The 25,059-nt window shown below is 34.5% G+C and carries 22 protein-coding genes; all 22 read left to right on the top strand.

What is annotated here, in order from left to right; all coding sequences use genetic code 11:
* The first annotated feature begins 199 nt into the window (after positions 1 to 199).
* The gene (gene dnaN / locus KJ849_06075) at positions 200 to 1,303 is read left to right on the top strand and encodes a DNA polymerase III subunit beta (GenBank protein ID MBU2600122.1); all 1,104 of its coding nucleotides are present in this window, start codon (positions 200 to 202) and stop codon (positions 1,301 to 1,303) included.
* Positions 1,304 to 1,306: 3 nt separating this feature from the next.
* Positions 1,307 to 2,446, top strand: coding sequence for a DNA replication/repair protein RecF (recF, locus tag KJ849_06070; protein MBU2600121.1), 1,140 nt, complete (start codon positions 1,307 to 1,309; stop codon positions 2,444 to 2,446).
* On the top strand, positions 2,446 to 2,742 hold the full coding sequence (locus KJ849_06065) for a DUF721 domain-containing protein (GenBank protein ID MBU2600120.1): 297 nt from the start codon (positions 2,446 to 2,448) through the stop codon (positions 2,740 to 2,742). Before recF ends, KJ849_06065 begins: the two co-directional genes overlap by 1 nt.
* A 123-nt stretch (positions 2,743 to 2,865) precedes the next feature.
* Complete coding sequence (locus KJ849_06060) at positions 2,866 to 3,147, top strand: DUF370 domain-containing protein (protein MBU2600119.1); 282 nt, start codon at positions 2,866 to 2,868, stop codon at positions 3,145 to 3,147.
* Entirely contained in the window at positions 3,147 to 5,045 is a 1,899-nt protein-coding gene (gyrB, locus tag KJ849_06055) for a DNA topoisomerase (ATP-hydrolyzing) subunit B (GenBank protein ID MBU2600118.1), read from the top strand. Before KJ849_06060 ends, gyrB begins: the two co-directional genes overlap by 1 nt.
* On the top strand, positions 5,046 to 6,542 hold the full coding sequence (locus KJ849_06050; protein MBU2600117.1) for an anthranilate synthase component I family protein: 1,497 nt from the start codon (positions 5,046 to 5,048) through the stop codon (positions 6,540 to 6,542). It begins immediately after the preceding gene.
* Between the two features lie 16 nt (positions 6,543 to 6,558).
* On the top strand, positions 6,559 to 7,389 hold the full coding sequence (locus KJ849_06045; protein MBU2600116.1) for an aminotransferase class IV: 831 nt from the start codon (positions 6,559 to 6,561) through the stop codon (positions 7,387 to 7,389).
* Between the two features lie 42 nt (positions 7,390 to 7,431).
* Positions 7,432 to 9,894, top strand: a complete 2,463-nt coding sequence (gyrA, locus tag KJ849_06040) for a DNA gyrase subunit A (GenBank protein MBU2600115.1) — start codon at positions 7,432 to 7,434, stop codon at positions 9,892 to 9,894.
* Entirely contained in the window at positions 9,881 to 10,732 is an 852-nt protein-coding gene (gene nadC, locus KJ849_06035; protein MBU2600114.1) for a carboxylating nicotinate-nucleotide diphosphorylase, read from the top strand. Before gyrA ends, nadC begins: the two co-directional genes overlap by 14 nt.
* A gap of 43 nt (positions 10,733 to 10,775) precedes the next feature.
* On the top strand, positions 10,776 to 11,534 hold the full coding sequence (locus KJ849_06030; GenBank protein MBU2600113.1) for a type III pantothenate kinase: 759 nt from the start codon (positions 10,776 to 10,778) through the stop codon (positions 11,532 to 11,534).
* Positions 11,535 to 12,007: 473 nt separating this feature from the next.
* A complete protein-coding gene (groES, locus tag KJ849_06025; GenBank protein ID MBU2600112.1) occupies positions 12,008 to 12,295 on the top strand; it encodes a co-chaperone GroES in 288 nt (95 codons plus the stop codon).
* Between the two features lie 18 nt (positions 12,296 to 12,313).
* On the top strand, positions 12,314 to 13,951 hold the full coding sequence (gene groL / locus KJ849_06020) for a chaperonin GroEL (protein ID MBU2600111.1): 1,638 nt from the start codon (positions 12,314 to 12,316) through the stop codon (positions 13,949 to 13,951).
* A 376-nt stretch (positions 13,952 to 14,327) separates the two neighbouring features.
* Positions 14,328 to 15,773, top strand: coding sequence for a menaquinone biosynthesis decarboxylase (locus KJ849_06015; protein ID MBU2600110.1), 1,446 nt, complete (start codon positions 14,328 to 14,330; stop codon positions 15,771 to 15,773).
* Entirely contained in the window at positions 15,760 to 16,614 is an 855-nt protein-coding gene (gene ubiA / locus KJ849_06010) for a putative 4-hydroxybenzoate polyprenyltransferase (protein MBU2600109.1), read from the top strand. The genes KJ849_06015 and ubiA overlap by 14 nt, the downstream gene beginning before the upstream one ends.
* 98 nt (positions 16,615 to 16,712) lie before the next feature.
* Positions 16,713 to 17,276, top strand: a complete 564-nt coding sequence (locus KJ849_06005; GenBank protein ID MBU2600108.1) for a UbiX family flavin prenyltransferase — start codon at positions 16,713 to 16,715, stop codon at positions 17,274 to 17,276.
* Complete coding sequence (gene mqnE / locus KJ849_06000; GenBank protein ID MBU2600107.1) at positions 17,255 to 18,343, top strand: aminofutalosine synthase MqnE; 1,089 nt, start codon at positions 17,255 to 17,257, stop codon at positions 18,341 to 18,343. The genes KJ849_06005 and mqnE overlap by 22 nt, the downstream gene beginning before the upstream one ends.
* A 9-nt stretch (positions 18,344 to 18,352) precedes the next feature.
* Positions 18,353 to 19,156, top strand: coding sequence for a menaquinone biosynthesis protein (locus KJ849_05995; GenBank protein MBU2600106.1), 804 nt, complete (start codon positions 18,353 to 18,355; stop codon positions 19,154 to 19,156).
* Positions 19,153 to 20,217 (top strand): dehypoxanthine futalosine cyclase, encoded by a 1,065-nt coding sequence (gene mqnC, locus KJ849_05990; protein MBU2600105.1) that lies wholly within the window; start codon positions 19,153 to 19,155, stop codon positions 20,215 to 20,217. The genes KJ849_05995 and mqnC overlap by 4 nt, the downstream gene beginning before the upstream one ends.
* Before the next feature lie 209 nt (positions 20,218 to 20,426).
* Positions 20,427 to 21,119 carry a bifunctional demethylmenaquinone methyltransferase/2-methoxy-6-polyprenyl-1,4-benzoquinol methylase UbiE gene (gene ubiE, locus KJ849_05985; GenBank protein MBU2600104.1) on the top strand — a complete coding sequence of 231 codons (693 nt, stop codon included), beginning with the start codon at positions 20,427 to 20,429 and terminating at the stop codon, positions 21,117 to 21,119.
* 163 nt (positions 21,120 to 21,282) lie between these two features.
* On the top strand, positions 21,283 to 23,169 hold the full coding sequence (locus tag KJ849_05980; GenBank protein ID MBU2600103.1) for an ATP-binding cassette domain-containing protein: 1,887 nt from the start codon (positions 21,283 to 21,285) through the stop codon (positions 23,167 to 23,169).
* Between the two features lie 411 nt (positions 23,170 to 23,580).
* Positions 23,581 to 24,021 carry a hypothetical protein gene (locus KJ849_05975; GenBank protein ID MBU2600102.1) on the top strand — a complete coding sequence of 147 codons (441 nt, stop codon included), beginning with the start codon at positions 23,581 to 23,583 and terminating at the stop codon, positions 24,019 to 24,021.
* A gap of 553 nt (positions 24,022 to 24,574) precedes the next feature.
* Entirely contained in the window at positions 24,575 to 25,018 is a 444-nt protein-coding gene (locus KJ849_05970) for a response regulator (protein ID MBU2600101.1), read from the top strand.
* Positions 25,019 to 25,059: the final 41 nt, after the last annotated feature.

Here is a 25,059-nt window from a genome sequence, read left to right as displayed (position 1 = left end):
AATTTAATTGTTTATAAAATGTGAATAAATTAAAAAAAGATTGTTAAATTGTTAAAAGTGTTTAAAAAGTTAAAAACTATCAACTATCTATCCACGATTTTTTCTTCGAGTAATAAAAGGTTTAATAGACATATTAACATACTAACAAGCTATACTACTATTTAGACTTAAAAGATATATTAATAATAGTTATTTAAACATGCAAATAATTTGTGAAAAAGAAAAATTACTAAAGGCATTACTTAAATGTCAAGGAATAACTTCTACTAAACTTTCTTTATCCATTTTGTCTAATATTTACCTAAAAGCAAAAGATAATCATCTTCATCTTTTTACTACTAACTTAGAAATTGGTTTAGAGTGTAAAATTAAAGTTAATCTTCTTAAAGAAGGAGAAGTAGTTATCTCAAGTAAGAAATTATTTGATATAGTTAAAGAATCTCCAACTAATGAAATCTTAATCAGTAAAGATGAAAAAGAAGTGGTTATTTCTTGTGAAAAAACAACTTATAAGTTAAACTATGTCTCAGAAGAAGAATTTCCAAGATTTCCAGAAATTAATAAAGAGAAGTCTTTTAGCATCCCTTCTTTTATCTTAAAAGAGATGATTAAAAAGGTGATATTTGCTAGCTCTTTAGATACTTTCCGTTATGTTTTAAATAGTATCTATTTATCTATCAGTGGTAGTAATATAGAAATGGTAGCTACTGACGGGTATAGATTAGCTACTATTAATAAAAAGTTGGATAATAAAAAGTTTGATTTTAATAGTCTTGATTTAGCAGTCATTATTCCTAATAAAACTTTACAAGAACTTTCTAAGATTACAAATGATGACGAGGAGAAGATAGATTTTTTTATAGAAGAAAATCAAATATCTTTCAAGGGAGACGATTTTGTTTTAAATTCTAAGTTGATAGAAGGAAATTATCCAAATTATAAAGAGTTAATTCCTCACGAAAATAAGAATAAATTTCATATCAACAGAAGAGTATTTTTAAATACTTGCAAAAGAGTATCAATAATCTCCAATAATCAACTTTTTTTTACTTTATCTTCTGATAGCCTTGCTATTAGTTCTTATACTCCAGAGATAGGAAGCTGTAATGAGGAGGTAAAAGTAAAATATCAAGGTGATGATTTAAAGATTAGTTTTAATGCTAAATACTTGATCGATGTTTTAAAGAATATAGAAGAAGAGGAAATATGTTTTAGCTTTGAAGATGAAAAAAGGGCGGGACTGATATCTTATGATGAGAGTTATAAGTATGTTATTTTGCCTATGAGAATAAAGGTGGATTAAGTCTTGTTTTTAGATGAACTTAAAGTTAGGAATTTTTGTAACTTAAAGAGTCTTAGTTTAAAATTTAGTCTTAAGTTAAACATTTTTTTTGGAGATAATGCTCAAGGAAAGACTAACATATTAGATGCTATTTATTTTTTAAATAAAGCTAAGTCTTTTAGAGGAAAGAAGGATCTATATTTAATTCAGTGGAATGGAAATGAATTTTTTCTTAAAGGAAATATAATTGACGAGGATAATTCTCACCAATTAACAATCTTACTTCAAGATTCAAAAATTGAGGTTAAAAATGAAATTAAAGGTGAGATTAAAAGTGAGGTTAAAAAAGAGATAAGAATAGATAATAAGAAGATTAATAATCAAAGTAAGGTTTTTGAAATATTTAATTGCGTTGTTTTCTCACCTGAAGATTTATACATTCTTACTAAATCTCCCGTCTTAAGAAGACATTTTTTAAATTTATTGATTGCCCAAGTTAATGAAAAATATCTTTATTATTTAAGGAGATACCAGAGAACTTTATTATCCAGAAATAAGATTTTAAATGAGAAAAAGAGTATCTTAGAAAAAAATAAAGTCTTAGAAAGCTTAGATCATCTCTTAATTAGTGAGGGTGTAGAAATAATAAAGATTAGACATGAAGTGGTAAATGAATTAAGTAAATTAGCGGCCCAAGTTTATAAAGAGATTTTATCGGTAAAAGATTTATTTGAGATTAAATATAAACCTTCTATCTCTTCAGATAACTTAGAAAAAGATTTTTATGATAAGTTGCATAAATATAGAGAAAAAGAAAATATTAGAGGTTTTACTTTAGTAGGACCTCATAAAGATGATCTAATATTTACTTTTAGAGAAGTAAATATTGGAAGTTTTGGTTCACAAGGACAAAAAAGAATAACCGCAATTGCTATTCGTTTTGCTGAATTATTTTATATCTATAAAAAAACTAAAAAATTTCCAATATTGTTATTAGATGATGTATTTTCGGACTTAGATAAAGAAAAGAAAAGAAATTTTATAAATCTTTTAAATGATCAAATCCAAATATTTATTACCACAAGTAATTTAGAGTTTTTAAAAGAGACAAACTTTAAAAATTATATGCTCTTTCAAGTAAAAGATGGCTGTGTATTGGAGTAATGAGAAAGAAAGATGAATTTGAAGATATTAAAACTATCCTCGAACGAATCATTAAAAAGAATAATTTAACGGGCAAATTCTTAGAAGAAGAATTGAGGAAGAAATGGCCAGATCTTATAGGAAAAGAAATCTCTAATCATATTACTCCTTTATCTGTAAAAAATAAGATCTTATATGTCAAGGTAGAAAATTCTACTTGGAATAATGATTTTAATTTTTTAAAGAAGGATATCTTAGAAAAGATTAAATTAAATATTAGTAAAGATTTAGTGAAGAATATAATATCAAAAGTATAGTTATTAACGAAAACCAGACATAGGAAATAATACCAAGCAATAAAAGATAAACTTGCTTGGAGTTAAATTAATTTACTCTATGTCAAACTTTCATTAATAAGTGCTTTATAAAATGTAGTGGATATGAAGATCCATGCTGAGCTATTTTTAAACACTTATGAGATAAAGATGTTTTTAAGTATTGGTTTTAAAAACAAAATATTAACTCATGATATCATAGGTATCTTTAGTTATAAAATAACTTCGTATCTTATTAATTCTGAACTTTTAGAGAGAAAAAAGAGAGAAGACTTAATCGTTGAAATTAGTAAAAAAGAGAAAAAATCTCTTATTTTATTAAAAGATGGAAGAATGATTGTTTCTCCTATAGATATAAAGACCTTAAACAAGAGGAGTTTTAAGTAATGAAATTAGATTATGTGGCAGAAGATATTCAAATTTTAGAAGGGTTAGAAGCAGTTAAGAGAAGACCTAGTATGTATATTGGGGATACTTCTCAAAGAGGGTTACATCATTTAGTTTTTGAAGTAGTAGATAATAGCATTGATGAAGTTTTAGCTGGAGAATGTAAATGTATTAAGGTAATTATTCATGAAGATAATAGTGTGACTATTATTGATGATGGTCGAGGAATTCCGGTAGAAAATCACCCTCAATACAAGAGATCTGCTTTAGAAATAGTAATGACGACACTACACGCCGGGGGGAAATTTTCAAAAGATTCTTATAAGATTTCTGGTGGTTTACATGGAGTGGGGTTATCGGTAGTAAATGCTCTTTCTGAATATTTAGAGGTAGAAGTATCTCGAAATGGTAATATTTATTATCAAAAATATGATCATGGAGAACCTCTGGCTGAAATAGAAGTTATTGGAACCACCGATCAGACTGGAACTAAAGTAAAATTTAAGCCCAATGAGAAGATATTTTCGGTGGTCGATTTTTCATTTGATTTACTATCACAAAGATTACGAGAATTAGCTTTTCTAAATAAGGATGTAGAGATAAGTATTATCGATAAGAAGACCAATAAGGAACATTTGTTTAAGTATGAAGGAGGAATTATCTCTTTTGTTCAACACCTAAATAAAAATAAAGATGTTTTATATAAAGATCCGGTTTATTTTTTTGGTAAAAAAGAAGATATTCTGATTGAAATAGCCTTTCAACATAATGATGGGTATGTAGAGAATTTATTTTCATATGTAAATAATATTAATACTCCTGATGGAGGAACTCACTTAATAGGTTTTAAATCTGCTTTAACTAAGATAATCAATGACTATGCTAAAAAGAATAAGTTAGTCAAAGAAAATACTTCTTCTTTTGCCGGAGAGGATGTCAGAGAAGGGTTGGCGGGGGTGATCAGTGTTAAATTAGGAGAACCTCAATTTGAGGGACAAACCAAGACCCGTTTAGGAAATAGCGAGGTAAAAGGGGTAGTAGAGTCTGTAAGTTCAGAAAAGTTAGCTTATTTTTTTGAAGAGAATCCAGAAATAGTGAAAAGTATTATCGGAAAAGCAAAGGTAGCTTACTTAGCCAGAGAAGCTGCTCGTAAAGCCAAGGAGATTACTCGACGAAAAAGTGTTTTAGAAAGCACTTCTCTTCCTGGGAAACTAGCTGATTGCTCAGAAAAAGATGCTTCTTTATGCGAGCTTTACATTGTAGAGGGGGATTCAGCTGGAGGTTCAGCAAAACAAGGGAGAGATCGAAGATTTCAAGCTATTTTACCCTTAAAAGGAAAGATTCTTAATGTAGAAAAAACCAGAATTGATAAAATTTTAAATAATGAAGAGATCAGAAATATCATTACTGCCTTAGGAGCGGGAATTGGAAAAGATGAATTTAATGTTTCTAAACTTCGTTATCATAAGATTATTATTATGACCGATGCGGACGTAGATGGGTCTCATATTAGCACTCTTTTATTAACTTTCTTTTATCGATATATGCAACCTCTGATCAAAGGAGAATATCTTTACATGGCTCAACCACCTTTATATTTGATCAAGAAGAAGAATGAAGAATATTATACTTATTCCGATCAAGAAAGAGACGAAATTTTAGAAAGGATTGGAAAAGGGGGCGTAATTATTCAACGATATAAAGGGTTAGGGGAGATGAACCCTGAGCAACTGTGGAAGACGACGATGGACCCCCATAATCGCTCTATACTTAAAGTGATCTTGGAAGATGAAATAGAAGCTGATGAAATATTTACGGTATTAATGGGAGATAAAGTAGAACCCCGAAGAAATTTTATTCAAAGTTATGCCAAAGAGGTTAAAAATTTAGATGTTTAGGTGAGAAAGATAGAGATTAAGCCTAGTTATAAAGAGTTTTGTTCATTAATTAGCCAAGATTTTGATCTTATTCCTCTCTTTGCTACTTTTAAATTACCCAATCTAGACCCCTTAGACTTATTCAAAAAATATGCCCTTGATGAACCCTTTGCTTTCTTTTTGGACAGCGGGAAAGGACCTCAAGAGATAGCTCGTTTTTCCTATATAGGAAAGGATCCTGAACTAATCTTTAAAGGAAAAAAAGATGAAATAGAGGTTATTAATAAAGAGGAAGGAATAAGAAGGTATAGAGGAAATATCTTAAAAGAACTCCAAAAAATCTTAGAAAAGAAGAGGGTTGCCCCGATAAAAGGTCTTCCTAATTTTTTTTCAGGAGGGGTAGGTTATTTTAGTTATGAAATGGTTTATTTATTTGAGAATTTACCTAATTTAAGCAAGGATGATCTAAATCTTCCTGAAATATTTTTTTTATTTTTTAGAGAGTTAATAGCCTATGATCATTGTAAGAAATTAGTCTACATTATTATTACTTTAGACAAGAAGTCATTTTTGGTAAGTAGTTATGAAGAGACTAAAGATAAGATTAAAGAAATTTATCATCTCTTGAACCTTAAGAAGATAAAACCTTATCAAAATCAAAGAGTAGTTAAATCTTCACCAAAAATTAATTACCAATCAAATTTTACCAAGGAAGATTTTGAGAAAATAGTAAAAACAGCCAAAGAATATATTAGAGAAGGAGATATCTTTCAAGTAAATTTATCTCAAAGATTTGAACATCAAATCCACGAACATCCTTTTAAAATTTATGAAGTCTTAAGAAGCATTAATCCTTCTCCTTTTGCCGCTTACCTTTCTTTAGGTAACTTAAGGGTGGTAAGCTCTTCTCCGGAAAGACTATTAAATGTTTCAGGAAACAAGATCCAGACACGGCCTATCGCAGGAACAAGACCTCGAGGAAGAACAAAAAAAGAAGATCGTCTCTTAGGAGAAGAACTAAGTTTAGATGCCAAAGAACGAGCTGAACATATTATGTTAGTTGACTTAGAAAGAAATGATCTAGGAAGAATCTGTAAATATGATAGTATCTTTGTCAATGAGTTAATGAGTTTAGAAAGATATTCTCATGTTATTCACATTGTCTCAAATGTGGTCGGAGAGCTAAAAGAAGAAATTAGTTTATTTGATATCTTAAAAGCTACTTTTCCGGGTGGAACTATTACCGGAACCCCTAAAATAAGAGCAATGGAGATTATCGAGGAATTAGAACCAGTTAAGAGAGGGCCTTATACCGGTTCTATTGGGTGGATAGGTTTTAATGGGCACCTGGATCTTAATATTGCGATTAGGACGATTATCATTAAAGGGCAGACTGCTTATTTTCAAGTAGGAGCTGGAATTGTAGCTGATTCTTCTCCCGAAAGAGAATATTTTGAAACTTTACATAAAGCTAAGGCTTTAATGAAAGCCCTGTCTATAGTGAGAAAGAGTTACTAACTAAGTTTTGTCCCTAATGGAAGAAATAGTTTACCTTGATGGTCTTATTTATGAATTAAAAGAAGCAAAGATTAATTTGTGGGGTAAAGAGATCTTTAATAATGTTTTTGAAAGCCTGATAGTAGTTAATAAAAAGATCTTAAAACTTGAAGAACACCTCGAGAGGTTGTTAAATTCAGCCAAGATATTAAAGATGTCCCCTCTTTTAAGTTATTTACAGATAAAAGAAGCAATTTTATTCACCTTAGATAAAAGCAAGTTAAGGAAGGCGTATCTAAGAGTAAGTATTATCGAGGAAGAAAAAAAGAATGTCTTAATAATTTTAATTAAAAAATTACCTATTTATCTTAAAGATTGCTTGACCAAAGGAGTTGGTATTTCTTTTGGAAGTATCCAAAGAAATCCTCATGAATCTTTATCTCCCAAGATAAAGTGCTCTAACTTCTTAGCTAATATTTTAGCTAAGAGTGAAGGAGTAAGTAAGGATAATTTTGAAGTAATCTCTTTAAATAGTCAAGGTTTAATCACAGAAGGGACGATTAGCAATATTTTTTTAGTAAAAGATGAAGTTGTTTATACACCCAAGAAATCAGTAGGTATTTTAGAAGGAATAACTAGAAAAGAAGTATTATCTATCTGTGAATATTTAAATATTAAGGCAAAAGAAGAATACTTAACGAGATATGATGTTTATACGGCTAATGAAGTATTTTTAACTTTTACTTCAAGTGGCATTCTTCCTGTGTCCAAGATAGATAATAAAATAATAAAAGATGGGAGAGTGGGAAAAATAACCAAAGCCTTACTTAAAGAGTATAGAAAGAGACTTAATAGTTTTGCTAAATAAGATATTTATCACTAGATTTTATAAAAAAGGGAAAAGATAAACATGGAAATCAAAGAAGAGATTAAAGAACGAATTATTCCGGTCTATATTGAAGATAAGATGAAGAGTTTTTACATTGATTATGCTATGAGTGTCATCGTAGGAAGAGCTTTACCTGATGTGAGAGATGGTCTTAAGCCAGTGCATAGGAGGATTCTTTATGCGATGAATGAGTTGGGGAGTTTCCATAACCGACCTTTTAAAAAATCAGCTCGAATTGTAGGAGAGGTTTTAGGTAAATACCATCCTCATGGAGATACTTCTGTTTATGAAGCGATGGTCCGAATGGCCCAAGATTTTTCTAGTAGATATTGTTTAGTGGAAGGACAAGGAAATTTTGGTTCAGTTGATGGAGATCCACCAGCCGCTATGAGATATACCGAGGTAAGACTAGACTCTTTAGCTGAGTTGATGTTAGCTGATATTGATAAAGAGACAGTTAGCTTTACTCCCAATTTTGATGATACTTTAAAAGAGCCCTTAGTGCTTCCTTCAAAGATTCCTAATTTAATCATTAATGGTTCTTCTGGAATTGCCGTGGGAATGGCCACCAATATTCCTCCTCATAATTTAGCAGAGGTAATTGACGGGGTTATCTCTATTATTGAGCAGCCAGAGATAGAGATAGAGGAATTAATTAAAGGTATTCCTGGTCCTGATTTTCCTACGGGAGGAATTATCTGTGGGACTAAAGGTATTAAGGAAGCTTATCATACCGGAAGAGGTTGTTTAACGATAAGAGCAAAAGCTGATATTCAAGAATTAAAGCAGAGTCGAGAACAAATTATTATTACTGAAATTCCTTATCAAGTAAATAAAGCCGATTTAATTTCTAAGATGGCTGATTTAGTAAAAGATAAAAAGATTGAAGGTATTTCAGAGATAAGAGATGAGTCCGATCGAGATGGTTTAAGGGTAGTAATAGAAGTAAAAAGAGGAGAAAATGCAAACATCGTTTTAAATCAGCTTTATAAACATACTCAAATGCAGACTACTTTTGGGGTAATTATGTTAGCTTTAGTCGATAATCAACCAAGGGTGTTAAATCTTAAGGAAGTATTAAGTAATTATCTAGAGCATCGTAAGGAAGTAATTATTAGAAGAACAAGATATGAATTGTCTATTGCTGAAACTAGAGCTCATATTTTAGAAGGTCTAAAGATTGCTTTAAATAATATCGATGCCATAATAAACACCATTCGTAGTTCTAAATCTGCCTTAGAAGCCAAGCAAAGACTTATCAATGAGTTTAATTTAAGCGATAAACAAGCCCAAGCAATATTAGAGATGCAACTTCAAAGATTAGCTGGCTTAGAACAAGAAAAGATAAATAATGAATATTTAAACTTGATTAAACTTATTGCCAATCTTAAATCTATCTTAATGAATGAACAAAAAGTATTAGAAATTATCAAAGAGGAGCTTTTAGAAATAAAAGAGAAATTTAAAGATAAACGGAGAACAGAGATAAAGGAGGAGATAATTGACTTTAAGATAGAAGACTTAATTCCACAAGAGGATATGGTTATTGTCATATCCCATGCCGGATATATTAAGAGATTAGCTGTAGATACTTATCGGATGCAGAGGAGAGGTGGAGTAGGGGTAACGGGAATGGGGTTTAGAGAAGAAGATTTTATTGAACATCTTCTGATTGCTTCTACCCATAGTTATATTCTCTTGTTTACTAACTTAGGTAGAATATATTGGCTTAAAGTTTATGAGATTCCAGAAGGGGAGAGAACTCACAAAGGAAAAGCCATGATAAATTTAATCTCTTTAAACAGCAAAGAACGAATCACTACTTTTGCTAAGATCGAAGATTTTAATCAAGATAATTATTTTGTTATGATAACTAAAAAGGGAATAACAAAGAAAGTTAAAGTAAGTGTTTTTAGCAAACCTAGACCAGGGGGAATTATTGCTCTTTCTTTAGATCCAGGAGATGAGTTGATCGGTGTTAAAGTAGTTAGAAAAAGGGAAGAGATTATAATAGTTACCAAGAAAGGAAAGGCTATTCGTTTTAATGAAGAATCTCTTAGATCCTTATCCAGAATAGCAAGAGGAATAAAAGGAATGAAGATGGCATTAGACGATGAAGTAGTTAGCATGGAAATAGTAAGAGAGGAAGAAACATTGCTGACGGTATCTGAGAAAGGCTATGGGAAACGGACTTTCTTAAAAGAATATCGATCTCAAAATAGAGGTGGTTTTGGAATTATCAATATGAAGGTCAACACTTATCGGGGATGGATAGTTAGTTCTTGTGAGGTGGAAGATCAAGATGAGGTAGTGTTAATTAGCGAAGGGGGCATGGTTATTCGATTTAAAGCTAAGGATATTCCAGTGACAGGGAGAAACACCAGGGGCGTTCGAATAATTAAATTAAATGAAAATGATAAATTAGTTGCTTTAGCTAAAATACCGATAGAAGAAAAAACAGAAGAAAAAGATGAATTTAAATAAAGTTTATTTTAAATCTCTAATCAAGAAGGAGCTTTTATCTGACCTTGGAAAAGGTGATCTGACTACGGATTTAGTTGTTCCTAAAGAGATCAAGGTTAGAGCTGAGATTATAGCCAAAGAAGAACAAGTGATAGCTGGATTAGAGGTGATAAAGATGGGCTTTAAGTTGTTGGATCCTAAAATTAAAGTTGAGTTGCTGGTCTTGGAAGGTAAAAGAGTAAAAAAAGGAGAAAAGATTGCTGAGATAGCAGGAAAGGCCTCTCAGATCTTAAAAGGAGAAAGAACTATCTTAAACTTTTTACAGAGGATGTCGGGAATTGCTACTTTAACTTCTAATTTTGTAAGAATGATTGAAAAGACTAAATGTAAAATCTTGGATACCCGTAAGACTACACCAGGTTTAAGAAGATTAGAGAAATATGCGGTAAAAACAGGAGGAGGAAATAACCATCGATTTGGTCTTTACGATCAGGTGTTAATAAAAGATAATCACTTAAAAATTGTTCCAAAGATAAGGGAAGCGATAAAAAGGGTAAATTCTAAGACTTCTTTAAAAGTAGAAGTAGAGATCTCTAAAATGAGAGAGTTAAAAGAAGTATTAAAAGAGAAAGTAGATATGATTATGTTAGATAATATGAGTATCTCTAGATTAAAAAAGGCGGTAGATTTGATAAAAGAAAAGGATCAGAAGATAAAGATTGAAGTTTCAGGAAATGTAACTTTAAAGAAGATTAAAAAGATTGCCCAGTTAGGCGTAGATTTTATCTCGATAGGAGCCTTAACTCATTCTTTTAAGTCCACCGACTTAAGCTTGGAAATAAAAGAAGTAATTAAATAAGGATATTTCAAATGGAGCAAAGACTAACCTTGGAAGGTAGATCATGCTTTTAGCAGTAGATATAGGTAATACTAATATTGTTTTAGGAGTGTACCAAAAGAAAGATCTAATAATCCAAGAAAGAATAAAGACTAAATTAGCTTTAGATAAAGAGGAATTTAAAGAAAGAATAAGTTGTCTTTTTTCTCAAAACAAAGAGAAGATAAATATTAAACAAATAATTCTTTCTAGTGTGGTTCCATCTTTAAAAGAGATAGCCGTAAGTGGCTTTCAAGAAATATTTTCTAGACCTCCTTTATATTTAAAGATTGAAGATTTAAAAGAAATAATCAAGATAGAATATCCTTCTCCTTCCGAAATAGGTGTAGATAGAATTGTGAGTGCTATTGCGGCTAAAGAATTATATGGTTTTCCAGCGATTATCGTAGATTTAGGTACCGCTATTACTTTTGATGTCCTTTCTGAGAAAGGAGCTTATTTGGGAGGAGCTATTACTCCTGGTTTAGAGATATCTATGGTGACTTTATTTGAAAGAGCAGCTTTGCTGCCAAAGGCAAAGATAATAAAGACTGAGAAAATTATGGGTATGGATACAGTCAGTAGTATGCAGAGTGGAGTTTATTTTGGCTTTAGATATTTAATTGAAGGAATTATCAAGAAGATTCAAGATGAGTTAAATATGAAGGCCTTAATTGTCATCACCGGTGGATGGGCAGAGATTTACCGAGGGGAAATAAGGGCAGATTTTATTGATCCTTGCTTAATCCTTGAGGGACTGAGGATTATAGCTGAAAAAAATTAATCACAAGATGTGAATAAGTTAATGTGGATAATGTGGATAAAATTGTTAATAAGCTAACAATCTTGGACTTCCAATGTGAATAATTCTAAAAATGATTAAACTTGATTAATAAAGAATATCTAAAAGAGATAACTAGTCTGTTATCAAGCCAGGTGACTTAATTTAAGAAAAAGATTAGTAAATTTTAACATAATCTATGGATAGCAAATAAGGTTGGAAAAGATAAATATTGAGAAAATAAGACAGGTTTTGTTAAAATTTAAAGCAAATGAAAGGTATCGTGCTATATGTTAACTTTATTAGATATTTTAACTTTTTATTAAGGTTGACATAAGTTTATATTTTAAATATATTAACTATCTAAATTAACTATCTAAATTTTAAGATTTTAAGTATCTAAATTTTAAGATTTTAAATTTTAAGGAATAAGTTTTAAAGAGATTAAATTATTAAATTAAGGAGGATAGCGAAGAATGAATATTAGGCCATTAGGCGATCGAGTTGTCATAAAGCAAGTAGATCCAGAAGAGGAAAAAAAAGGGGGTATCATCATTCCTGATACAGCTAAAGAAAAACCCCAAGAAGGAAAAGTTATCGCGGTGGGTAAGGGTGAAATTCTTGAAGATGGAAGCCGAAGAGAATTAGAAGTTAAAGTGGGAGATAGGATTCTGTATGGTAAGTATTCTGGAACCGAAATTAAGATCAATAATGAAGATTATCTTATTTTAAGAGAAAATGATATTTTAGGAATTATGGAATAAATTAGAGGAGGAATTTTCATGGCTAAACAAATAGCTTTAAGTGAGGAAGCACGTAAGTCTTTACAGAGAGGAGTTAACACCTTAGCGGAAGCAGTAAGGATTACTTTAGGACCTAAAGGAAGAAATGTAATTTTGGATAAGAAATTTGGCTCTCCTATTATTACTAACGATGGAGTTACTATTGCCAAGGAGATTGAATTAGAAGATCCTTATGAAAATATGGGTGCTCAATTAGTAAAAGAGGTAGCTACCAAGACTCAAGATGTGGCCGGAGATGGAACGACGACAGGGACAGTTTTAGCTCAAGCTATTATTAGGGAAGGATTAAAGAATGTTACGGCTGGAGCTGATCCTATGGTTTTAAAAAAAGGTATTGAAAAGGCAGTAAGTAGAGTAGTAGAAGAAATTAAAGCAATGAGTAAAAGTATTAAAAACAAAGAGGAGATAGCTCAAGTAGCTACTATTTCTTCTAATAATGATCGAGAGATTGGAGAATTAATTGCTGAGGCTATGGAAAAAGTAGGGAAGGATGGAGTTATTACCATAGAAGAAGCTAAATCTATTGACACTACTTTAGAGGTAGTGGAAGGAATGCAGTTTGATCGAGGATACTCATCTCCTTATTTTGTGACCAATGCTGAAAAAATGGAAGCTATTCTTGAAGATCCTTATATCTTAATTTATGATAAAAAGATTAGTAGCATGAAGGATTTATTGCCTTTATTGGAAAAGATAGTTCAAGTAGGCAAACCTTTATTAATTATTGCGGAGGAAGTAGAAGGTGAAGCCCTGGCTACTTTAGTAGTGAACAAGATTAGAGGTACTTTGAATTGCATAGCGGTGAAAGCTCCAGGTTTTGGCGACCGAAGAAAGGCGATGTTAGAAGATCTAGCTATTTTAACTGGTGGTCAGGTAATTGCCGAAGAGTTAGGGTTAAAATTAGAAAATGTAAATATAGAGATGTTAGGAAGAGCTAAAAAGATAGTCATTGATAAGGAAAATACTATTATCGTAGAAGGAGCAGGTAGTCCTGATGATATTAAGGCTCGTATTGCTCAAATTCGGACCCAAATTAAAGATATAACTTCAGACTACGATCGAGAAAAACTTCAAGAAAGATTAGCTAAGATAGCAGGAGGAGTAGCCGTAGTTAAGGTAGGAGCAGCTACGGAAACAGAGATGAAAGAGAAGAAAGCACGAGTAGAAGATGCCCTTTCTGCCACTAGAGCGGCAGTAGAAGAAGGGGTTGTCCCTGGTGGTGGATTAACTTTATTAAGGGCGATTCCAAAAATAGCTGAATTAAAACTAGAAGGAGATGAAGCGACAGGAGCTAAAATTGTTATCCGAGCTTTAGAAGAACCAGCCAGGCAAATTGCTATTAATGCTGGCTTTGAAGGATCAGTAATCATAGAGAGACTAAAGAAGGAAAGTGAAAACATAGGATTTAATGCTCTAACGGGTGAGTTCTCTGATCTGGTAAAGGATGGCGTTATTGATCCTGCCAAAGTAACGCGATGTGCTCTTCAAAACGCTGCCAGTGTTGCGGCTTTACTCTTAACTACAGAAACTTTGATCAGTGATATCCCAGAAGAAAAATCAGCTTTACCCGCTATGCCTGGTGGTGGTATGCCTGGTGGTGGAATGGGAATGTATTAATATTCTATTGGAAGATTTTATTTGAAGAAGACTTAAGCCCTCATTTGGCTACGGCTAAATGAGGGCTTTCAGTAATTCTCATTATGAAATTTGGCAATGTCTCTTAATAAGAAGATTATATTTCAGACGTTCCTTCTGGCCTGACCTCCTATAAAGCTTTCATCTTTTTAAATCCGCTTAAAGAACCTTTTAACCTAAATTCCCGTTTACTATGAAATTTTGAGAAGATACACCTTTTTTCTCTTTTATTGCTCGGTATTATTTCCTATGCAAGGTTTTCGTTAATAACTACTATAAAGACGCTTAACTATAGAAAATAATAATGCAATCAAGCATCTTTAAATGCTTTTGGATAATTTAATAGGGATAAAAGAATATGGCTTACCAAGATCTCCGAGAGTTTATAAAATGCCTGGAAGACAAGAATCTTCTGCGAAGAGTAAAGGAAGAAGTAAGTTGCGAATTAGAGATTACTGAGATTGCTGATCGTCTGGTCAAAAAGAAGGGACCAGCCTTGTTATTTGAAAATGTTAAAGATTGCCACTTTCCTCTCTTAATTAATGCTTTTGCTTCTTATGAACGGATGAAGTTAGCTCTGGAGGTGGAGGATATAAATGAGATTGCCGGGCGGATTACTCAACTTCTCACTCTTGAACCCCCAGGTGATATCTGGGAAAAAATTTTGATGCTTCCTAAGCTTTATGAATTAAATCAATTTATTCCCCAGATAGTTAAAAAAGGTTCTTGCCAAGAGGTAATTATCAAGGATGATCCAGATGTCTTGAAATTTCCGATCCTTAAATGCTGGCCAGAGGATGGAGGAAAGTTTATCACTCTCCCCATGGTCTTCACTAAAGATCTTTTGACTCAAAAAAGAAATGTCGGCATGTATCGAATGCAGGTCTACGATAAAAATACCTGCGGCATGCATTGGCATCTCCATAAAGACGGGGCTTCTCACTATAGAAAATATGAAGAATTAAACCAAAGAATGGAAGTAGCGGTAGCGATAGGTAGTGACCCTGCAAGTGTTTATGCTTCTACTTGTCCTTTTCCAAAAGGGATGGACGAAATGCTCTTTGCTGGATTTTTGCGAAAGCAACCAGTAGAATTAGTGAAGTGTAAAACCATAGACTTAGAAGTGCCAGCTAATGCTGAAATAGTGTTAGAAGGATATGTTGATCCTCATAAGCGGCAGGTGGAAGGTCCTTTTGGTGACCATACTGGATTTTATTCCCCGCCAGACGAATATCCTGTCTTTAATATTACTTGTATTACTCACCGCAAAGATGCCATTTATCCAGCAACTATTGTTGGTAAGCCACCCATGGAAGATTGTTTTTTTGGTAAGGCTACCGAACGGATATTTTTACCTTTATTAAAGATCCAACTTCCTGAAGTGGTGGATATTAACTTACCCATCGAGGGTGTCTTTCACAACTGTGCTATCTTTTCCATCAAGAAAGAATATCCAGGGCAAGCCAAACGGCTAATGCATGCTATTTGGGGTATGGGACAGTTGATGTTTACCAAGGTGATTATTGTGGTAGATGATGACGTTGAGGTCTCTAATCTCTCTGAGGTTACATGGAAGGTCTTTAATAATATTGATCCGAAGCGAGATATTACCTTTGTAGAAGGGCCAGTAGACGCCTTAGATCATGCTAGCTGCCTTCCTCATTATGGCTCTAAAATGGGCATTGATGCCACCAGAAAGACGATGGCAGAAGGAATAACTCGACCTTGGCCAAATGAGATAAAGATGAGTAAAGAAATAAAGCAATTAGTGGATGAAAAATGGGACGCTTATGGGATTGAATAAAATAAGACTCTTTATTGAGTTAGTAAAATTTGAACATACTATTTTTGCCCTTCCTTTTGCTTATTTAGGAGCTCTTTTGGCTTTTCGGGGTATTTTTCCTTTGTCTTATTGGCTCTGGATTACCTTGGCCATGGTTGGAGCAAGAACAGCCGGGATGGCCTTAAATAGATTAATAGATCGCAAGATAGATGCTAAGAATCTACGGACTGCCAATAGGGCATTGCCCCAAGGATTAATTCCTCTTTGGCAAGTATGGTTATTAGTCTTTGGTGGTTTTTTTTTACTCTTCTTTTCTGCTTATCATTTAAACTTTCTCGCCCTGGTTTTGTCTCCTTTAGCCATAGTTTTGTTAGTCTCTTATTCCTACTTTAAAAGATTTACTTGGGCTACTCACTTTGGGATAGGTGTAATCTTAGCTTGCGCTCCCATGGGAGGATGGATAGCTATTCGAGGAGATATTACCTTTCTCCCTGTAATCTTAAGCCTGGGAGTGCTTTGCTGGGCTGCTGGTTTTGACATTATCTACGCTATGCAAGATTTAAAATTTGACCAAGAAGAAAATCTCTATTCTATTCCAAGATCATTTGGGCTAAAAAAAGCATTAACTATCTCAAAGACCTTACATCTTCTAACTATTACTTGCTTGTTCAATCTAGGAATCTTAGCTCACTTAACTATCTATTACTGGGTAGGGCTGGTGATGGCTACCATTCTTCTTGTCTATGAACATCGTCTTATTTCTCCTTTCGATCTCTCCAAAGTCAACCAAGCCTTCTTTGCTGCTAATGGCTTGTTTAGTCTCACTGTCTTTATCTTTACTACTCTATCTCTTGCTAAATGAAGGTTATAATGGTTATAATAAGGTTCCTGACGATTGTCCTTATCTTTACTACTCTATCTCTCTTTACTACTCTATCTCTTGCTAAATGAAGGAAAGATATGCGTTATATCGTTGGTATTAGTGGAGCAAGTGGTGTAATTTATGGAGAAAGATTAGTTAAATGTCTCTTAGAGATGAAACAGGAAGTCTTTTTAATGATTACTGATACGGCCAAAGAGATATTTAAACATGAACTTAATATCGAGGCAGGGACTTACTTTAAAGAGAACGAAATTCTTCACTACCTTGATTACCGCGATCTCTTTTCTCCCATTGCCAGTGGTTCATTTAAGACCGAAGGGATGATCGTTATTCCTTGTAGTATGGGAACTTTAGCAGCTATTGCTAATGGCAGCTCCGATAACCTAATAGAAAGAGCCGCTGATGTTACCCTGAAAGAAAGAAGGCAGCTGATCTTAGTGCCCCGAGAAACTCCCTTAAATGAAATCCATCTTCAAAATATGCTTACCTTAAGAAAAATGGGGGCCGATATAGTGGCGGCGATGCCACCTTTTTATCATAAACCTCAAACTATTGACGATCTGGTCGAGGCGGTAGTAAGGAAGGTGACATCTCTCTTGGGCCTAAAGACCACTGAAGAATGGAAGGGAAGAGGTCAATAATGAGTGATTTTTCTAAAATCGAAGAAAAGGTTTTAGCTGGGAAAAGGCTTAATAGAGAAGATGGTCTTAAGTTAATAGCTTCTTCTGACTTGCTTTCGTTGGGGTCATTAGCAGATATAGTCAGAAAAAGAAAGGTTGGGGACAAATCTTATTTTAATTCAAACTTAAATATTAATTATACTAACATTTGTATTTTTCGATGTCCATTATGTGCTTTCTCCAAAGACTTAGAGGAAGGGTATCTCTTTTCTTTAGAAGAGATAGAAGAAAAAGTCTATCAAGGTTTGCGGCTTGAGATAAAAGAGTTTCATATTGTTGGAGGATTACATCCTCATCTTTCATTTGAGTATTTCAAAGAGATGTTGAAGAGAATTAAGAAGATAGATGCGGAAATCTTTATTCAAGCCTTTACGGCCGTGGAAATAGACCATTTTTCTAAGAATTCAGGACTGAGCATAGAAGAAGTCCTAAAAAAATTAAAAGAAGCAGGACTTGATTCAATTCCAGGTGGGGGGGCAGAGGTATTTAGCCCCAGAGTTCGTCAAATTATTTCGCCCAAGAAGATTAGTGGTAATCGCTGGTTAGAAGTTATGAAAAAAGCCCATTTCCTTGGCATAAAGTCAAATGCTACTATGCTTTATGGCCATGTGGAGACTAAGGAAGAGCAAGTAGATCATCTTTTAGCTCTTCGGGATCTTCAAGATAAGACCAAAGGTTTTTTAGCCTTTGTTCCCTTAGCTTTTCATCCCAAGAACACCAGCCTTTCTTCTTGTCGAGGAACAGATGGTTTTGACGATCTCCGAATCTTTGCCGTCTCTCGAATTTTATTAGATAACTTTGATCATATTAAGGGATTATGGATGTATTTAGGTGAAAAATTAGCCGAAGTAGCTCTTTGTTTTGGGGTCGATGACATAGGTGGGACTGGCTTAGAAGAAAAGATTGTTCATGCAGCGGGAGCTTTAACTCCCACCGAGATCTCAAAAAAAAGATTAGTCAGAATTATTGAGAATGCGAAAAGAATACCCCAAGAAGTAGACAGCCTTTATCGAGAAAGAAAGCTATAAAAGCCAAGAATGAAGACCCGTCTCGGTTATTTAAACTACATAAACTGCTTACCTCCTTACTATGGAATTTTAGAAGAAAAAGTACCTATTGAGGCACGAATAACACCAGGGCTGCCCCATCAATTAAATAGCTGGCTGGCTTCTAAAAAACTTGATCTAAGCCCTATTTCTTCTATAGAATACGCCAGACATCAAGATGAATACCTTCTCTTGCCAGAGCTTTGTTTAAGCTCGCAGGGGGTGGTTAAGAGTGTCATCTTAGTGAGTAAACTCCCCTTAGATAAATTAAAGGGGAAATCTATCGCTTTGTCTAAGACCAGTGCTACTTCCCAAGTCTTAGTTAAGGTTCTTCTTAGTGCTTATCAACCTTTTTATAAAGTTATGCCGCCTAAACTTCAATCGATGCTTCTTCACTCCACTGCTGCTCTTTTAATTGGCGATGAAGCTCTCCAAGTCAAGGAAGAAGAGGGATTATTTTTATACGATCTGGCTGAATTATGGCAAAGATATATTGGCTATGCAGTTATCTTTGCTGTCTGGGCAGTTAAAAAAGATTATGCTCACAAATTTCCTGAAAAGACTAAAGAAATAGTCCAAGCTTTTAAAAAATCCTTAGACTATGGACTAAAACATTTGGATGAGATTGTCATTAAACTCTTTGATAGTTTTCAACATGTAGACCTCTATGGGTATTTTAAAAATCTTAAATATGAATTTGGTCCTCAAGAACAAGAAGCGTTACTCATTTATTATCAACAAGCTTCTAAATTAGGACTTTGCCCCTCGTGCCAAAGACTGGAGTTTTTCAAATGAAGAAGATGGCGGAGGTATTAGAAAAGGCATATACTGGAGAAAGATTAAATCTTGAAGAAGGAGTATCTTTATTTGATCTTGATTTACTCTCCTTAGGCAAATTAGCCGACCATTGTAGAAAAAAGTATCATCCCGAAGAGATCATTACTTTTGTGATCGATCGAAATATAACCTTTACCAATATTTGCGCCCTCAGCTGTAAGTTCTGTGCCTTTTCCGTAAATAAAGATTCAAAGAATGGCTACCTCTTATCTAAAGAAGAGATCTTAAGCAAGGTGGAAGAATTAGTAAAGATAGGAGGAACCCAAGTAATGCTCCAAGGCGGAGTTAATCCCGAGCTTTCTCTCGATTACTATGGTGACTTGTTGCGAAGCATCAAAGAGAAATTTAATATTTGGCTTCACTCTTTATCCCCAACTGAAGTTTACTACCTCTCTACCATTTCAGGATTTTCAGTTAAAGAGGTCTTACTCAAGTTAAAAGAAGCAGGTTTAGACTCACTCCCCGGAGCAGCAGAAATCTTAGTAGATAGGGTAAGAAAGATAATCAGTCCTCATAAAATTACTACTGCTCAATGGTTGCAGGTGATGGAAGAAGCTCACTTGGCGGGTATGCATACCACAGCCACGATGACCTTTGGAATGATGGAAACTAGGCCAGAGAGGATTGAACATTTGTTGCAAATTCGTACTCTTCAAGACCGTACTGGTGGATTTAAGGCTTTCATTCCCTGGACATTTTCTCCTGCCCAGACAAAGTTTTCTGAAATTTTACCTTCAGGAGGCATTGATTACCTTAAGACGGTAGCTGTTTCTCGAATATTTCTTGATAATATACCTAATATTCAAGCCGGTTGGGTAACCGAAGGACATAAACTGGCCCAAATTGCTTTAGCCTTTGGAGTAAATGATTTTGGGGGTATCTTGATGGAAGAAAAAGTAATAAAATCCACCGGTGTTGCTTACCAAACGTCTGTCCTTAAGGTGGTAGAATTAATAAAAGGGGCTGGTAAATTTCCTTTTCAAAGGAACACTAAGTATGAAATCTTAAACCAATTTTAGTAAGTTTCTAAGGATTATATGCAATCCATTAATTAAGTTGACATACCTCGTAGGGAAAATCCACCCCCTAACCCCCGCCAGCGGGGGACAGCCTCGTGAATGTCCGTTGTTTCGTTGCCTTTTCGGACAAGGCAAGCCTATCCCCCGCTGGCGGGGGATAGGGGGTGGAAATACAAAGTTATTTATCAGATTGCATATAAGTTAAAAAGTTGGATAAAAAAGAGCTTTCAAGATTGTTTTCCGCTATTGCTCCAAAATACAACCTTCTAAATCATCTCCTGAGCTTAAATATGGACAGAAGATGGAGAAAAACTCTTGTGGAATGGGCAAGAGTGAAGCCTGGTGAAAAGATCTTAGATGTTTGCACCGGTACAGGGGATATTGCCTTAGAATTTGCCAAAAAAGTTCTTTGTAAAGAGATTGTGGCGATAGATATTTCAGAAAAGATGCTTCTTATGGCTAAGCAAAAAGGAAAAAAGATAAAACTCCAAAAGGAGATTGTCTTCTTGTTAGGAGATGGCCTTTGCCTTCCTTTCCGCGATGAGACTTTTGATATTGCCACTATTAGTTTTGGATTAAGAAATTTAAGTAATTATCAAAAGGGTTTAGCCGAGATGGGGCGGATATTAAAGCATGGTGGACGACTCTTGATCCTCGAATTTTCCCCACCAGAAGAAACTTCTTTTTCTACCCTTTACCAGCTTTATCTCTCTAAATTTGTTCCTCTTTTAGGTAGAATTATCTCAGGTTCAGAAGAAGCTTATACTTACCTCTCTTCATCAATCCAGGGTTTTCTCAAGGAGGAAGAAATCTTAAAATTAATGAGTTCTAATCAACTAAAAAACCTTTTTTCCAAGAAGTTAACCGGTGGAATTGTTTCTCTCTATGGGGGAGAAAGATGATTGCCTTGCTTTAAGCAGGATAACCGTTATTAGTATTATTTGGTAAGTATTCAGCCGTCAGCTATCAGCAGAAAGTCCAGACCATAAAATCAAGGCAAATGAACTGACAGCTGACAGCCGAACGTTTACAAATTACAACCCTTTTAGGTGAAGGAAGGATAATATGTTTAAGGTTAGTGGGTTAGAAAAGGCTTACGGTTCACAGGAGATTTTTAGTAATGTTAGTTTCGTCATAAATCCCGGTGAACGGATTGGATTGGTTGGAAGGAATGGACATGGCAAAACAACCCTTTTTAAGATGATACTCGGAGAAGAACATCCTGATGCCGGGCTTATTAGTGTTCCAAAACACTACACTATCGGGCATCTTTCTCAGCACATACGATTTACTGAAGATACTGTTCTGAAAGAGGGATGCCTCAGCCTTCCTGTGTCTGAGGATGGGATTGATGAAAGCTATAAGGTGGAAACCATCCTCCTTGGTATTGGGTTTACTCGTGATGATTTTGACCGCAGCCCTTTGATGCTCTCTGGCGGCTATCAGATTCGTCTGAATCTTGCCAAGGTGTTGGTTTCTGAGCCTAATCTCCTCCTTCTTGACGAACCAACCAATTATTTGGATATTGTATCCATGCGATGGCTGACGCGGTTTCTTCGCAATTGGAAAGACGAGATGATGATCATCACCCATGACCGTGATTTTATGGACAGCGTAACAACACATACAATGGCTATACACCGCTGTAAGATGCAAAAGATCGCCGGATCTACCCAGAAATTGTATCAGCAGCTATTACAGCAAGAAGAGATACATGAGAAGACCCGTGTTAATGATGAAAAAAAACGCAATGAGATAGAAGAGTTTGTCAACCGTTTCAGAGCAAAGGCTACAAAGGCAAAGGCTGTCCAATCACGGATAAAGTCCCTTGAAAAGATGGAGAATCTGGAAAAATTGTCTAACATAAAAACCCTTGATTTTTCATTTAGGGCAGCACCCTTTCCGGGTAAATGGCTGATGAATGCTGCAAATATATCGTTTTCTTATCAGGAGGGAGCCCCTCTGGCAAAGGCTGCCCCGCTGCTTATTAACGACTTAACCGTAGCTGTTGGAAAAAATGACAGGATTGCCATTATCGGTAAAAACGGAAAAGGCAAGACCACCCTTTTGGATATTCTTGCAGGTGAGTTACAGCCACAAACAGGAACGATTCAATACAGTCAAAATCTATCTGTCGCTTATTTTGGACAGACCAATATCAACCGCCTTAATCCTAAAAAAACAATTGAGCAGGAGCTAATGGACACGAATTCTGATTGCAGCAAGGGCGTTGCCCGCAAGATATGCGGAACCATGATGTTTAGCGGCGACAATGCATTAAAAAAGATAGAGGTGCTTTCCGGCGGTGAAAAGAGCAGGGTTTTGATGGGAAAACTGCTGGTAACCCCTGCCAATCTCTTGCTGCTTGATGAACCTACCAATCATCTGGATATGGAGTCCATTGATTCATTGGTCGAGGCTATTGAGGCATTTGACGGCGGGATTATCATCGTTACCCACAGCGAGCTGATCCTCAATGCCGTGGCAACAAGGCTGATTGTATTTGACAACGGCAAGGTGGCCGTGTTTGAGGGAACATATCAGGAATTTCTGGATAGGGTAGGATGGGAGAGTGAGCGGGTAGATGAGGATGAAGATAGCCGTGCCAACAGCAGACAAAACAAAAATATCAATAAAAAGGAGCTGCGGAGACTCAGGGCACAATTAAATGAAAGCCGTTCAAAAACACTCGGACCATTACAAAAAATGATTGTTGATATGGAAAAAAATATCATGCTTCTGGAAAAGGATGTAGAAACAGAAAGCCTTGCCCTTGTCGAGGCTTCAGAAAAGGGCGACAGTAAGGCTATATCAAGGCTATCTGTTTCTATTAACAGATTGAATAATCGGATTGCAGCTATTTTTAAGAAGCTGGAATCGTTAATTAATGAGCATGATACAAAATCCAAAGAGTTTGAACAAAGGCTGATGGAATTGCAGCAGGAGTGTTAATACCTTTTTTTCTTGTATTTACACCTGAGCAGTTACTTTCACCGAGAATGCTGCTCAATAATAACAATCTCTACCCTTCGATTCTTAGCCTGACTATCAGGTGTATCATTAGAAGTAATTGGTTTGGTAGCTGCATTATATCTTCCGTTCTTTGATAACACTAACATAACGTTTGACCGTATTGTAGCCGCCGGGGCATCCGACCCCTTTAGTCTATCGAAAATCCAGGTCGCTTTCTTGAAAAGAGGTTACCACATTTTATCCACCGGGGTGGTACACTTTCATTCCCATTTATGGTACATTATTGCATGCCCGTTGACATAAAACAAGAATTACTATTTTTAATTAAATTATTTCTTATCTTCTACCGATATTAATAATAAGAAGAATATTTTAAAAGGGGCTATAAAGATGGAAACTATGTTAAGGGTAAACAGCATTTATAATTACGAAAAAGAGAATATTATAAATAATTTAACAAATAAATCAGATGCAGACCAAGTAAAAACCAAGGATATTAGTAATCTTAACTCCAAAGAAGAAGGGTCTAGCGAAATAGAGGATGATAAGGAGTATGATCGTGTTTCTATTTCTAAAAAAGCAAAATTAGCCCATAAAACCGAAGTTGTTATTTCCCAATTAGAAGATGCTTATTTAGAAGGAAAAGAAAATATTGCCAAGTATAGAAAGGTTATAGAAGAAGGACAATATTTAACGAGGAAAATCTCTGAAGTAATTGCGGATAAGATTAGAGATAAAATAATGGGTAAAGATATTAACGAGATGAAAGAATTTTCTTCTTCTAAAAGAGATTACATAGCTTATAAAATTGCTAGTTATTTAATTAATTAAGATAATAGAGTAAGAGTTATGCCAAAATATTATTGGCCGCTTGTTTTTATCCGATACTTTTTTATTTGAATTCTTTTACTGAATTCTTCAAATCTGCCGATATTTATATTCATAATTGTCCTTTGGGGACGGCTATCACTTTGTTTTTTTGTCAAAGAGAAAAGAGAGAAAAACAAAAATATGCCGTCCTCACTTATTCTTTAGGCATTTCTTCTCTCTAAATCTCCTCTATTTTTTTAAATATTTTTACTTTCTCTTTTCTCTCTTTTGCTTCTTCTCTAAAAATAATCCGTTTCTGCTATCTTTTTACAAAGTTGGGGAATTCGTATAATCTTTATCTCTATTTGTGGCTAACACAATCTTTATTTTTATTTTGACATATTTTTTCTTCCGAGTTATAATTTAATATTATATATAATACTTATTAATTACCTATTAATGAAAATTACATAGAGTAAATTAATTGAGGGCAAACAAGTTTATCTTTTATTGCTCGGAACTATTTCATTGTCCAGTTTTCGTTAATAACCATTATAAAGGAGGAATATGAATCATGGATAATAAGGTAATAGATATTCTGCTGGTGGATGATGGCGATGATGATGTTGTTATCACCCAGCGGGCGTTTAAGAAGAGCAAGCTGCTTAACAACCTTTATATCGCTCGAAACGGGCAGGAGGCTTTGGACTTTATCTATCATGAAGGAAAATACAAAATCGAACCTGTTCCTACCCCTGGTCTGATCCTTCTTGACATCAATATGCCCAATATGAATGGCTTTCAGGTATTGGAAAAACTTAAAAGCGACCCAAAACATTGCATGATCCCTATCATCATGCTGACCATATCAGACAGGGATGAAGATATTGTCAGAAGCTATAAGAATGGTGCTGTATCCTACATCACCAAGCCAATAGGTTTCGAGGCATTTGTTAAGATTATTGAACAATTTGAGATTTACTGGTCACTGATATCAAAGATACCTCATGTGAGGTAAAATCAGGTAAATTGAGAACAGCGCCCCAAATTATTGGGGTA

The sequence above is a fragment of the bacterium genome, from assembly GCA_018830565.1.
GTDB lineage: Bacteria > UBA9089 > JAHJRX01 > JAHJRX01 > JAHJRX01 > JAHJRX01.
The sequence above is the reverse complement of the archived record's forward strand: the minus strand, read 5'-3'. Positions and strand labels throughout refer to the sequence as shown.

Bases quoted from the DNA above. Each gene is read 5' to 3' on its own strand.
- dnaN (MBU2600122.1), top strand. From the start codon at position 200: ATGCAAATAATTTGTGAAAAAGAAAAATTACTAAAGGCATTACTTAAA.
- KJ849_06065 (MBU2600120.1), top strand. From the start codon at position 2,446: ATGAGAAAGAAAGATGAATTTGAAGATATTAAAACTATCCTCGAACGA.
- KJ849_06060 (MBU2600119.1), top strand. From the start codon at position 2,866: ATGAAGATCCATGCTGAGCTATTTTTAAACACTTATGAGATAAAGATG.
- gyrB (MBU2600118.1), top strand. From the start codon at position 3,147: ATGAAATTAGATTATGTGGCAGAAGATATTCAAATTTTAGAAGGGTTA.
- KJ849_06045 (MBU2600116.1), top strand. From the start codon at position 6,559: ATGGAAGAAATAGTTTACCTTGATGGTCTTATTTATGAATTAAAAGAA.
- gyrA (MBU2600115.1), top strand. From the start codon at position 7,432: ATGGAAATCAAAGAAGAGATTAAAGAACGAATTATTCCGGTCTATATT.
- nadC (MBU2600114.1), top strand. From the start codon at position 9,881: ATGAATTTAAATAAAGTTTATTTTAAATCTCTAATCAAGAAGGAGCTT.
- KJ849_06030 (MBU2600113.1), top strand. From the start codon at position 10,776: ATGCTTTTAGCAGTAGATATAGGTAATACTAATATTGTTTTAGGAGTG.
- groES (MBU2600112.1), top strand. From the start codon at position 12,008: ATGAATATTAGGCCATTAGGCGATCGAGTTGTCATAAAGCAAGTAGAT.
- groL (MBU2600111.1), top strand. From the start codon at position 12,314: ATGGCTAAACAAATAGCTTTAAGTGAGGAAGCACGTAAGTCTTTACAG.
- KJ849_06015 (MBU2600110.1), top strand. From the start codon at position 14,328: ATGGCTTACCAAGATCTCCGAGAGTTTATAAAATGCCTGGAAGACAAG.
- ubiA (MBU2600109.1), top strand. From the start codon at position 15,760: ATGGGATTGAATAAAATAAGACTCTTTATTGAGTTAGTAAAATTTGAA.
- KJ849_06005 (MBU2600108.1), top strand. From the start codon at position 16,713: ATGCGTTATATCGTTGGTATTAGTGGAGCAAGTGGTGTAATTTATGGA.
- mqnE (MBU2600107.1), top strand. From the start codon at position 17,255: ATGGAAGGGAAGAGGTCAATAATGAGTGATTTTTCTAAAATCGAAGAA.
- KJ849_05995 (MBU2600106.1), top strand. From the start codon at position 18,353: ATGAAGACCCGTCTCGGTTATTTAAACTACATAAACTGCTTACCTCCT.
- mqnC (MBU2600105.1), top strand. From the start codon at position 19,153: ATGAAGAAGATGGCGGAGGTATTAGAAAAGGCATATACTGGAGAAAGA.
- KJ849_05980 (MBU2600103.1), top strand. From the start codon at position 21,283: ATGTTTAAGGTTAGTGGGTTAGAAAAGGCTTACGGTTCACAGGAGATT.
- KJ849_05975 (MBU2600102.1), top strand. From the start codon at position 23,581: ATGGAAACTATGTTAAGGGTAAACAGCATTTATAATTACGAAAAAGAG.
- KJ849_05970 (MBU2600101.1), top strand. From the start codon at position 24,575: ATGGATAATAAGGTAATAGATATTCTGCTGGTGGATGATGGCGATGAT.